Origin of the sequence: Alicyclobacillus shizuokensis NBRC 103103 (assembly GCF_001552255.1) — a bacterium.
Classification (GTDB): domain Bacteria; phylum Bacillota; class Bacilli; order Alicyclobacillales; family Alicyclobacillaceae; genus Alicyclobacillus_G; species Alicyclobacillus_G shizuokensis.
In genome coordinates, this window is sequence record NZ_BCQV01000065.1 from 1 (window position 1) to 11,350 (window position 11,350).

9 protein-coding genes are annotated in these 11,350 nt (G+C 52.2%); all 9 read left to right on the top strand.

Annotation, left to right across the window (positions count from 1 at the left end):
- Positions 1-119 precede the first annotated feature (119 nt).
- Positions 120-875 (top strand): sugar isomerase domain-containing protein, encoded by a 756-nt coding sequence (locus ASH01S_RS16375; RefSeq protein WP_067929517.1) that lies wholly within the window; start codon positions 120-122, stop codon positions 873-875.
- A 7-nt stretch (positions 876-882) separates the two neighbouring features.
- Positions 883-1,755 carry an ROK family protein gene (locus ASH01S_RS16380; protein WP_067929518.1) on the top strand — a complete coding sequence of 291 codons (873 nt, stop codon included), beginning with the start codon at positions 883-885 and terminating at the stop codon, positions 1,753-1,755.
- 13 nt (positions 1,756-1,768) lie between these two features.
- Positions 1,769-2,491: a GntR family transcriptional regulator gene (locus tag ASH01S_RS16385; RefSeq protein WP_067929519.1), complete on the top strand. Its 723-nt coding sequence runs from the start codon at positions 1,769-1,771 to the stop codon at positions 2,489-2,491.
- A 29-nt stretch (positions 2,492-2,520) separates the two neighbouring features.
- Complete coding sequence (locus tag ASH01S_RS16390) at positions 2,521-3,879, top strand: ABC transporter substrate-binding protein (protein WP_067929520.1); 1,359 nt, start codon at positions 2,521-2,523, stop codon at positions 3,877-3,879.
- Positions 3,880-4,345: 466 nt separating this feature from the next.
- Positions 4,346-5,749 (top strand): group II intron reverse transcriptase/maturase, encoded by a 1,404-nt coding sequence (gene ltrA / locus ASH01S_RS16395; protein ID WP_026976123.1) that lies wholly within the window; start codon positions 4,346-4,348, stop codon positions 5,747-5,749.
- 261 nt (positions 5,750-6,010) lie between these two features.
- Complete coding sequence (locus ASH01S_RS16400; RefSeq protein ID WP_169794266.1) at positions 6,011-6,727, top strand: carbohydrate ABC transporter permease; 717 nt, start codon at positions 6,011-6,013, stop codon at positions 6,725-6,727.
- A 22-nt stretch (positions 6,728-6,749) separates the two neighbouring features.
- The gene (locus ASH01S_RS16405) at positions 6,750-7,592 is read left to right on the top strand and encodes a carbohydrate ABC transporter permease (protein ID WP_067929522.1); all 843 of its coding nucleotides are present in this window, start codon (positions 6,750-6,752) and stop codon (positions 7,590-7,592) included.
- Between the two features lie 42 nt (positions 7,593-7,634).
- Positions 7,635-8,756, top strand: a complete 1,122-nt coding sequence (gene nagA, locus ASH01S_RS16410; RefSeq protein WP_067929523.1) for an N-acetylglucosamine-6-phosphate deacetylase — start codon at positions 7,635-7,637, stop codon at positions 8,754-8,756.
- Positions 8,757-9,535: 779 nt separating this feature from the next.
- Positions 9,536-11,350, top strand: a 1,815-nt coding sequence (locus ASH01S_RS16415; protein ID WP_067929524.1) for a methyl-accepting chemotaxis protein, incomplete at its 3' end; no start/stop codon positions are given.

The following is an 11,350-nucleotide window of genomic DNA, read 5'->3' on the forward strand; positions in this document are numbered from 1 at the left end:
ACTCTCACCTACCGGAACTTGACACGGACAATTTCTTGATTGATGTTGATCTATGAATCGTAGTATAGTATATCTAGTAACGACATAATGATATATCAACATATGGAGGAGACATCATCATGGCAAATGCCTATGTAAAAGCGGTTGCAGAATTACTCGAGAAAATTTCTGGACAAGAAGAAAATATCTGTAGGGCATCTGCCAAAGCAGCGGATGCAATTGCCAGCGGCCATTGGGTGCGTATGTTCGGAAGCGGACATTCTGTCTTGCCGATACAGGATTGCTTTCCGAGATACGGGGGATATGTTGGGTTTTACCCCATTATGGACCCACGCCTGATGTGGACGACGGTCAGCGGTCCTGGCGGAGCCGAAGAACTCCTCTGGTTGGAACGTCAAGAAGGATACATGGATAACTTCTTGAGACATAATCAGTGGGACAAAGATGACGTATTAATTGTCATATCACATGGCGGCCAAAACGCGGCGCCTGTCGAGGTTGCGCTGGCAGCGAAAGAGGCTGGTCTGTACGTCATCGCAATTACTTCCATGGAGAATCACCTGCACAGGCCTGCGATTCACTCAAGCGGCAAAAAGATTGGTGACATTGCTGACTTGATCATTGATAACTGTGTTGCGCCGGAAGATGCTGTCGTTGCGGTGAATGGCGTGGTTGGTAAGGTCGGAGGAACGTCCACCTTGGCTGCGCTTACAATTGTTCAATCGATTGTCGTCGAAACAGCAAAACAACTTGCTGAACGTGGTCATTACGTGCGGCCGTTTGCATCGCCGAACACATTGGGAATTGATCCGGGACACAACGAAAAAGTGTATGTGGATTACCGTGCTCGTTTAGCCGCTACTACAAGGGGGTGAGGCGACTTTGACAGTAAGTATCGGAATTGACGTTGGGGGTACAAAGATATACGGAGCCGTCGCGGAAGACATGAACGTGATTCACTCCGTAGTCTGCGAGGTAGCCCAAAATTTTAAAGATTTTACCAAACAAATGAGAGGTGTCATTAAAGAACTCTGCGAGGTGGTTCCGCAGGTAGAGCGGATTGGAGTGGGCATCCCGGGTGCAGTGAGGACAGATGGCACCTGTTGGGTTCCCAATCTACCTTATTTAACAGGCCTCCAATTGAGCCAATACCTTGAAAAATTGTGCGGTACTCAGGTTCTGGTGGCGAATGATGGCCAACTTGCCCTGCTCGGTGAGGTCTGGTGCGGCGCGGCAAAGGATCTTCAAAATGCCGTACTCATTTCGGTCGGAACAGGTATTGGCGGCGCAATTCTGATGGATGGACGTGTGCGTACGGGGACAAACGGTGTGGCGGGTTCGTTAGGGTGGCTGATCGTCGGCCGGGAGCAAGATGACTACACTTTCTATGAATCGATTGCGTCCGGAACGGCGTTGAACCAAGCAGCGAGATCCAGATTAAATGGAATGACTAGTCGCGATTTGATTCGTGCGGTGAAACAAGGCGACATCCACGCGCGTGACGTCTTCTTCGAATGGCTCAAGAATCTTGGCATGGGCATTGCGTCCATTGCAAGTGTATTTGATCCGGAAGCAGTCGTGATTACGGGTGGCCTGTCCCGTGAAGATGAACTGATACTGCCGATGCTCAGGAAAATAGTCTCTCAATTTGCCTCTCCGTTTACTCAAAACACCTTGATTCGGGTGGGCAAGCTTCAAGATAAAGCTACGATGTATGGGGCCATCCGCATGGCTCATACGGGCTCTCTCTCGTAAAGGGGGTGCATAGATGTTACATGATACAGGTATACCGCTATATCGGCAAATCCAAGATTACATTCGTGAGAAGATTGAGGCAAAAGAATGGAATGTTGGCGACCAAATTCCAACGGAGCAAATGCTTTGCACACAGTTCAATGTTAGCAGAATTACCGTCACCAAAGCAATTAATCGTTTGGTGGAAGAAGGTTTGCTGCGTAAGGAACAGGGGCGAGGAACCTTTGTTACATCGACGCCCTTGGTTCCTGAGGCTCCGAAACTGCTGAGTTTCACAGAAGAAATGACATTAAGGGGTGTTCGTCCAGGAAGCATCATTCTCCATAAAGGTGTTGAAAACGCCTCCCGACGATTACAGGAACGACTGCAGTTGTCGGACGGCACCAAGGTATGGTGCATAGAACGATTATTGACAGCTAACGGCACACCGATGGGTATCCAGAAGTCTTATCTGCCTTTTGAAAAGTTCGTTGGGCTGGGAGAATTCATTGAGGACAATAGATCGATATACAACCTGTTGTCAACTAAATTTGGGATCGAGCCCGACGAGGCAGTAGAGACGTACAGCGCTGTTCAACTCGATGATAAAGAGTGTAATCAGTTGGGTGTGGCGAAAGGCTCATCCGCCTTCGTAGTGGAGCGATTGACCTACACTGGAGGAAGTCCGTTCGAGTTTGTACGGTCCTTGATGCGAAGCGATCAGTTTCGGTATTCGGTGCGTTTGAGTAGGCGATAATCAACAGTTGCCAAAAGGGGGCGAAATGTATGAAAGCATTCGCAAAGTGTGGTGCCATGATTGCGGGAGCTTCTGTTTTGTTGGCTGGACTCGTCACGGGGTGCGGAAACAGCGATTCTTCGAAAAACAGTGGGGACTCCAATGGTAAAGTCAAGATCTCGTTTCTGACACTCTGGCCGGCACCGCAGGTTGCAATGTTCAAGAAAGATATCAACACTTACGAGAAGAGCCATCCAAATGTGTCTATCGAAGTTAGAACGGTTCCGTTTGGAAATTTGTTGAGCACCATCACAACAGATTCGTTGAGCTCGGACGGGCCCACCATATTCGATATATACGATCTGTGGATTCCCCAATTGGCGAAAGACGGCATCCTGGCTCCGGCGCCTAGGGAGTACAGTTCGGATATTGAAAGCAATTATGCTTCCAATATCGTAGCGTCAACCAAGTATGGAAGTGCCATCTATGGTTATCCCAACGAAGTTGACGATTATGCGCTGAACTATAACAAGGCCTTGTTCAAGGCTGCTGGCATTCAGACGCCACCCAAGACGTGGTCCGAATTGATTGCCGATGCGAAGAAATTGACTAAGACAAACAGTTCGGGCCAGATTATCCAACAGGGTTTTGGCACGATTACCAGTTGGAACAGTGGCGTTGTACATCCTTGGTTAGCCATGGTACTGTCTGACGGCGGAAGATTGGTGAATAGCCGGCATCAACCACAATTGACATCGAAAGCAGCAGAAGCGGTGACGCAGCTTTACCAGGACATGGTGAAAAAATACAAGGTGACAAATCCGTCCATGAGCACAGCCAACGCTAGTACGACGGGACCGTATCTGGACAACTTTGCAAATGGGAAGACTGGAATGATTATCATGGCCAACTGGTGGGAAAGCGCACTGAAGAGCAGCATGGGCGCAAACTTTAAGAATGTCGGAGTTGCACCCATCCCGGTGGGACCAGATGGTGATGGTTCCCACACCGTCTACTACTCTTGGCTAACGGCGGTGAACAACCATGCTACACCGGCTCAGCAACAAGCGGCGTGGGCATTTCTGAAATGGGTTAACTCGCCGGAGAGCGGCAAGAACGGATCGTCAGCCATCGGGGACATTCTGAGTTCTGAAGGGATCATGCCGAGCCGGACATCGGATATCGCGGCGCACAAATCCCAATTAGATGAACCATTCATGAAAGCGTATGTTGATGCTCTGAAAACGGCAGAACCGTTCCCTGTTGTTTTTGCAGGCGATGAGCTTACAACGATTATTCAAAAGTCCATAGAGAGTGTTGAATTTGGATCCCTCTCACCCTCCACGGCAATGAGCCAAGCGCAATCGAACGCCACACAATTGTTGTCGCAGTACTACAAGGCCAACTAGTCGGAACTACGCCGTGCAGATGACGGGGAGGAACATGTTGTTCCTTCCCGGCTGTATTGGTACGCCCGGCATGGGCGGTCCCTATAGGGTGAAAGTCCCGAACGGGGGTTGGCGACACACCTACCGTTAGCCAAGAGCAAGGGTGTCCATTGTGAGGTGGAATCTGAAGGAAGCTGGAGGCAAACTCTCGACCCGAGGTACACGAATCGCATTCGAGGCTGTCACAGTCGGATGAGTTGCCCAAACACAACGAAGTCCGAAGTCGCCAAGGGCTGTGGCAGTAGATGCGGCGGGTGCATGAGAGGAAAGGGGCCGTTCTTATCCGGGGAGGCCTGTCCGATACGCTGGTAGAGCCGGTAACCGCCGTCGAGAGGCGGCGCTGAACGGGCAGGAGTCAGCAGAGGCCATAGTACGTGGGCGGGCGCTCGTCTGCGGAAGGGCCGAACATGAAACGAGGATGGACTGGATGCGTTCACACGACGAGCGACGACAGCAGAATACCCCGCAAGGGGCCTCCACCCGGAGGGTAGTGGTGAAGCCGCGAGAGGCCGGGATTGGAGGGCCGAGTTCGTCGTTGGCACAAGTGCAGACCCCATCCTGCGAAGAGAGGGACTCCCTGCTGGAGAAGATGCTGGAGCGGGAGAACCTGCTTCAGGCACTTCGCAGAGTCGAGGCGAACAAGGGAGCGCCAGGGGTGGATGGCGTGACGGTAGCCCAACTACGGTCGTACATCCAGACCCACTGGGCTGACATGCGTCAGCAGCTGCTCGCGGGGACCTACAAACCGCAACCCGTCAGGCGGGTCGAAATTCCGAAACCCGGAGGCGGGGTGCGGGGACTGGGAATCCCCACCGTGATCGACCGACTCATCCAGCAGGCACTGCTCCAGGTATTGAACCCGATTTTCGACCCGGAGTTCTCCGAGAACAGCTTCGGATTCCGGCCGGGGCGGAGCGCCCATGACGCGGTGCGCAGGGCACAGCAATACATTCAGCTGGGTTACCGGTGGGCAGTGGACCTGGATCTGGCGAAGTTCTTTGACCGAGTGAACCACGACAAGCTCATGGCGCGCGTGGCGCGAAAGGTCAAGGACAAGCGGGTCCTCAAGCTCATCCGGGCCTACCTGAACGCAGGCATCATGGCGGACGGGGTGGTGATACGCAACGAGGAAGGGACACCGCAAGGCGGCCCCCTCAGCCCGCTGCTCGCCAACATCATGCTGGACGACTTCGACAAGGAGCTGGAGAAGCGAGGGCATCGGTTTGTCCGCTACGCGGACGACTGCAATGTCTACGTGAAGTCGCGTCGGGCGGGAGAGCGAGTGATGGCGTCACTGACCAGATACCTGGAGGGGACACTGAACCTGCAGGTCAACCAGGAGAAGAGTGCGGTAGACCGGCCGTGGAAGTTGAGGTTTCTCGGATTCAGCTTCCGGTCCGACAAGCTGGCCACGATACGCCTGGCACCGAAGACGATAGAACGGTTCAAAGAACGGGTGCGCCAGATCACCAGCCGCTCACGGAGCATGCCCATCGCGGAGCGCATCAGGCAATTGAACGCGTACATCATGGGATGGGTGGCGTACTACCGGATGGCAGAGATGAAGGGGCGCTGCGAACGGTTCGATGAATGGATTCGGCGCAGGCTGCGAATGTGCATATGGAAGCAATGGAAACGAGTGCGCACGCGGTATCGGGAGCTACGCGCGTTGGGGCAACCGGAGTGGGTGGTCCACATGACAGCCAACTCACGCCGAGGGCCGTGGTTCATGGCGAGGATGCTGAACCAAGCCATGGACAAAACGTACTTTGAGCAACTGGGGCTGCGCAGTCTTCAGGCGAGATACCTTACGCTTCGTGGAGTTTCATGAACCGCCGTATGCGGACCCGCACGTACGGTGGTGTGAGAGGACGGGGGCTAGGCGCCCCCTCCTACTCGATTATCTATACCAGACCAATGAAAGAGGATGGCCATGAAACATACAACTTCCAGGATATATACAATAGCATATCTAACGCCTGGTGTCGGATTGTTGGCCCTATTTATCGTAATCCCAATTATACTGACCGTTTGGGTGAGTTTTCACAGTTGGAACATGACGTCTCCGTTTGCACAAATGAAGCCAGTCGGGTTGGCTAACTATCACGACATTCTTTCTGACAGAGGGTTTCTCCGCGCACTCGGGAATACATTTTTATACACGTTGGCGAGTGTCATCATTATTCTTCCCTTGTCGGTGATTTTGGGTGTATTTCTGTTTAATACAAGGGCTAAGGGAAAAGGGATTGTCCGCACGGTTCTGTTTCTTCCGTATGTCATTCCGAATGTTGCCGTGGCGATTATTTGGGGATACCTGTATTCCCCATTATATGGACCAATTAATGATGTATTGAGTTGGTTTCACATTCCCTCTCAACCATGGTTGGGTTCCATCCACGAGGCACTGTGGGCGCTCATCATCTTGAATGTGTGGCAAACGACAGGGTACTACACAGTCATTGTCATGGCAGGGCTGACGGAGATTCCCGATGACTATTATGAAGCTGCGGCTATTGATGGTGCTTCGAAATGTCAGTCTTTTTGGCGAATTACACTACCTTTATTGAAGCGGTCACTCTCATTCATCGTGGTCATTTTGACCATCAACACGTTACAAATATTCGATCCAGTGTACATTCTCACCCAGGGTGGTCCCGTCAATGCCACCGATGTTGTGGTGTACGACATGTATCGAACTGCCTTTAACTTCTTGGATATGGGCCATGCGAGCGCTATGGTGGTCATATTGTTCGTAGCAGTTCTCATTCTGACGGCAATTGAGCTTCGTATTCTGCAAGCAAGGGACTAGTCTTCAAAGGAGGGAGGAGCATATGTATCAAAACTCGCGCAAGCCTGAGGTCTATCGCTGGTGGGCTTACTTTCCGATGGTTATTATTGCTCTCTTGTCAATCTTTCCGTTTTATTGGATGCTGATTTCCAGCTTCAAAACATCAACAGAAATCACTACCTTGCCTCCGATGTGGTGGCCCCATGTGTTTGATGCAAGGCCATATTCAACAGTATTTCACGTATTGTCGTTCGGGAGGGCCATTCTCAATTCAATCATCGTTACCGTTCTTACAACCCTAGGAATCCTGATTACGAGTATCATGGCCGGATATGTGTTTGCCAAACACCAGTTCAAAGGGAAAAACACTATATTCATCGGGGTATTGGCGACGATGATGGTTCCGTCGTTCGTAACCCTTGTACCGTTATATTACATGTTCAACAAAGTCGGATTAACTGACACGTATGCTGCCCTTATTATACCCAATGTCGCGAATGCATTTGGGATCTTTCTCATGCGTCAGTTTATTTCCAATATCCCGGACGAGTTGTTGGAGGCCGCAAAAATTGATGGTGCTTCTGAATGGACAATCTTGTGGCGCATTATTAGTCCGCTGCTTACGCCTGCCGTAGCGACGCTTGGCATGTTTGCATTTGTGTTTCAATGGAATCAATTTTTATGGCCTTTGACCGTGATCCATCAAAGTTCCATGGATACAGTGGTATTGGCATTAAATAGTCTCGAATCGTATACATCCAGCGTTCAATTTACGAATGTCATTATGGCCGGCACTGTGATCGGTATTTTACCTAGTGTGATTTTGTTTATCTGGTTACAGAGGTATTTCGTCCGAGGAATTACGATGACTGGTATCAAGGGTTAATCGTCAGCAGCAGCTTCAGAACTTCGGAAAGGATGAACTACTGTGAAAGGTTTTGTTGGAAATCGTCTTGCAGAAAATGGACATCTGGAATCAATTCGTGTTGAAGTAACGAGCGGGCGGATTTCGAACATCAAGGTGTGCAAAAACGTAGATGCGTCGTTACCGTTGATAGTTCCGGGATTCATTGACGTTCATGTTCACGGCGGCGGCGGTGCGGATACCATGGATGCGAACGAGGAGGCATTCGAGGCCATTGCGGCCACGCACGCCAAATATGGAACCACGTCTTTGTTGTTGACGACCGTTACAGAATCGATCGAACGGATTGACAAGGTCATCGACTGTGCCAAATCATACATGAAAAAGTCACATGGTACTGGGGCAACCGTAGTTGGGCTTCACTTGGAAGGGCCGTTTATCCACCCCGACAAGCCAGGTGCACAGAGACAGGATTGCATTATTGAGCCAGATCCGTCTTTGGTCAATCGGTGGCTGAGCAGTGGGATCGTACGAATGATAACCATGGCACCAGAAAGGCCGCACGCTCAAGCAGTGGCGGAACTGGCAAAGCAAAAAGGTGTCATTGTTGCGGCTGGCCATACCACAGCAGACGAAGCTTGCATGCAGGAGGCACGCCTGATGGGCTTCAGTCACTTGACGCATCTTTGCAACGCCATGAATCCATTTTTGCATCGTGACGTTGGCCCCATCGGCGCCGTGATTAGCGACGAAGCTTTCACGGCCGATCTGATTTGTGACGGGATTCATGTACATCCGGCCATGATCAAAGCGCTGATTCGCTCCATTGGCAGCGAACGTTTGATGCTCATTACGGATGCAATGCGGGCGGCTGCCATGCCACCGGGAACATATGAGTTGGGCGGGCTGGAAGTCTATGTCCGCGATAATGAATGCCGGCTGAGCGATGGGACGTTGGCAGGCAGCGTGTTAACCATGTCTAGGGCATACCAATTGGTTCAAAGTTTGGGTGGCGTGTCACCTATCGTTGCACAGAGGATGTCTTCATTAAACCCGGCGCAGAAATTGGGTTTAACGACGAAGGGAAAAATCGACGAAGGGTATGATGCCGATCTGGTTTGGCTGGACCCTTCAGGCGAAGTATTGCGGACAGTTGTCAATGGACGCGTTGTATTCGAAAGGTAAGAGACGATGTGCGATGATAAAAATTCGTGTCTTCGATACACGGGAAGAGGCCGGGGGTTACACCACATCGTTGAATGAACTTGTGATAGAAATCTTAACGCGTCTCCCGTTTTGGAGCTTGTAGTGTGAAGCATGGCCATTCCATTCTAGAACGCATTTTGCGGTTGTACATACAAGCGGACTCAAGATGAACCATGTCCATTCAACATAGATGAATATGTTGGTTTGTCGCCAAGTCATCCATTATTACTGATGTATCATAATGGCCAAAGGTTGAGGGTGTCGGATGTCCAGAAACTGACGCGAATCGTGTTCGTACGAAGAAAAGGGGAAGGAGGTGCTCTCCTCTCAATGGTTGTAACGACAAAGTTACAGTGACGACATATTTACGGTCTTGAAGGAGACCGAATAGGGTGTCATCTACGAACACATTCCACATCTTTCCTTGTTCCAGATGAAGCGAGCGCACGAGCGTATTTGCGAGCTGCCCCCCACTGTTCTGAGTGGGACTTCTGGTCCGTGTGGTTGTCCAGGACATCAATCATTTTCTGGATGGGATGCGTACTTTCGGTATGGGAATTCAAACGCGCCACTTCCGGTCGATAGACAATTACGTCGTAGAGCGGGCTGCCTTTGTCATAGGGGCGAAAACATAGAGGCAGGAAGTCAAACGACTGCTAATCTGTGCAAAGGTAAGGGTGTGTACTATGGTAAAATTAGCAGATCTTCGGTTTCATCTGCCATCAGTCAGTCGCAATGGCCTCGTTGGGTCTCTCCAGATGCGGTTATTGGTCTCCTTTCTGGTCATTCTGATTGTGCCCACGGTGGCGATTGGCTGGTTCTCCTTCCAATCCGCAAAAACCCAGGTAAAAGAAGAAATTAATTCCTCATCAATTTCCGGCATGACCGTGTTTGATCAATCGTTAACCACGTTCATCACTCAGCAAAAGGAAAACCTTACATTTCTAGCTAATGATGTCGATGCCATCCTGATGTCCGGCAAGACCGACCTGCTCCGCACCGAACTGCAAAACTTCTACGCCTCACACGATGGATTGGTCCTGCGCGCTTATGTTGTCAGTGACAAAGGTGTGTTTATCGAACCATTTGTCGAGTCAGTGGGGGGCCAGAACAACGGGTTCGACCTCACGCGCACTAGCTGGTACAAGCAGGCGGAAAACGCGGACGGCTCTGTCGTCATCGGCAAGCCGCAATACGACCAGGTCAGCAACACCTACGTCATTCCGATTGCCCGCTCACTGCCCGATGGTGACGGTGTGATAGGTCTGGACCTTTTGGCCACCCCGATTGTCAGCATGGCCCAGGCGGTCAAAATCGGCGAAAGCGGGCACCTGGCTGTAATCACAAACGACCGCGTCGTGATTTCGAACAAGGGAATGCGCACGGGCAGGGTGCTCAGGGACACTGCGTGGAAGCCACTGTTTGCGGACAAGACCGGTCAGTTTGATCTGAGTCTGAACGGGGAGTCGCAGCACATAGAGTTTACTACTAATGCACTGACCGGCTGGAAAGTGGCTGCTGTCATTTTACCGAGCGAATACAGCGCGGCAACGGCTCCGATACAGAACGCCACCATCTACGTTATCGTCATCACGCTTGTGCTTGGCTTCATACTCATGTTCTTTGTCGTCCGCTCCATCACCGAGCCGTTGTCGGAATTGGTGAAAGTGGCCCGGCAAATCGGCGGCGGCGATTTGACCCGCCGTCTTCAGGTCAGGCGCCGCGACGAGCTAGGGCGGTTGGCTAAGGCGTTCAACGACATGGCGCAATCATTGCAGAGCATCGTCCAGGACGTCGGCCAAACCGCACAGCAGGTGTCCACATCGGCAGAGCAGCTGAGCGCCAGTGCCGAAGAAAACAGCCGAGCTACCGAACAAGTGACCTTGACCGTCCAAGAGACGGTGGCCGGCATGGAAAAGCAGGCGCAGATTGTCGAGGATGAGCGCCAGCAGGTGGCGGAGATGGCTGGGGAGATGGAGCGGGTCAGGGACGCCTCCGAACAAGTGGCCAGCGCCGCGCAGGATGCTTCCCGGGTCGCAGCGCGCGGCCAGACGGATTTGGACGGCGTCATCGCCCAAATGCTGGCGATTCAGGACCGGGTCAATCGGCTGGCTGAACAGATTCAGGGACTTGGTGAACGGTCGCGAGAGATTGGAGCGATTATCGAGGTCATCACCAACATCACGGATCAAACCAACCTGCTCGCGCTCAACGCCGCTATCGAAGCCGCCCGGGCGGGCGAACTGGGCCGCGGTTTCGGGGTGGTGGCCGACGAGGTGCGCAAGCTGGCCGAACAATCGGCAGAGTCGGCGCAGCAGATCGTCGCGCGCGTCGAGGCCATGCGCAAGGATACGGACCAGGCGGTGCGGTCGATGGCGGAGAGCGTCGAGGCGGTTGGGCAGGGTGTGGAACGGGCCGGACGTGCCAGCGCCTCCTTCCAGCAGATTTTGCAGGCGACCTCCGATGTGGCGGCGCAGATTGAGTCGGTGTCGGCGGCAGTGGCCCAGATGGCTGAGCACACCGAGCAATTCCGGATTGGCATGGACGGGGTGGCGACCGTCACGGAAACGACC

Excerpts from the sequence above, each read along its gene's own strand:
- ASH01S_RS16375 (WP_067929517.1), top strand. The coding sequence starts at position 120 with ATGGCAAATGCCTATGTAAAAGCGGTTGCAGAATTACTCGAGAAAATT.
- ASH01S_RS16385 (WP_067929519.1), top strand. The coding sequence starts at position 1,769 with ATGTTACATGATACAGGTATACCGCTATATCGGCAAATCCAAGATTAC.
- ASH01S_RS16390 (WP_067929520.1), top strand. The coding sequence starts at position 2,521 with ATGAAAGCATTCGCAAAGTGTGGTGCCATGATTGCGGGAGCTTCTGTT.
- ltrA (WP_026976123.1), top strand. The coding sequence starts at position 4,346 with ATGCGTTCACACGACGAGCGACGACAGCAGAATACCCCGCAAGGGGCC.
- ASH01S_RS16405 (WP_067929522.1), top strand. The coding sequence starts at position 6,750 with ATGTATCAAAACTCGCGCAAGCCTGAGGTCTATCGCTGGTGGGCTTAC.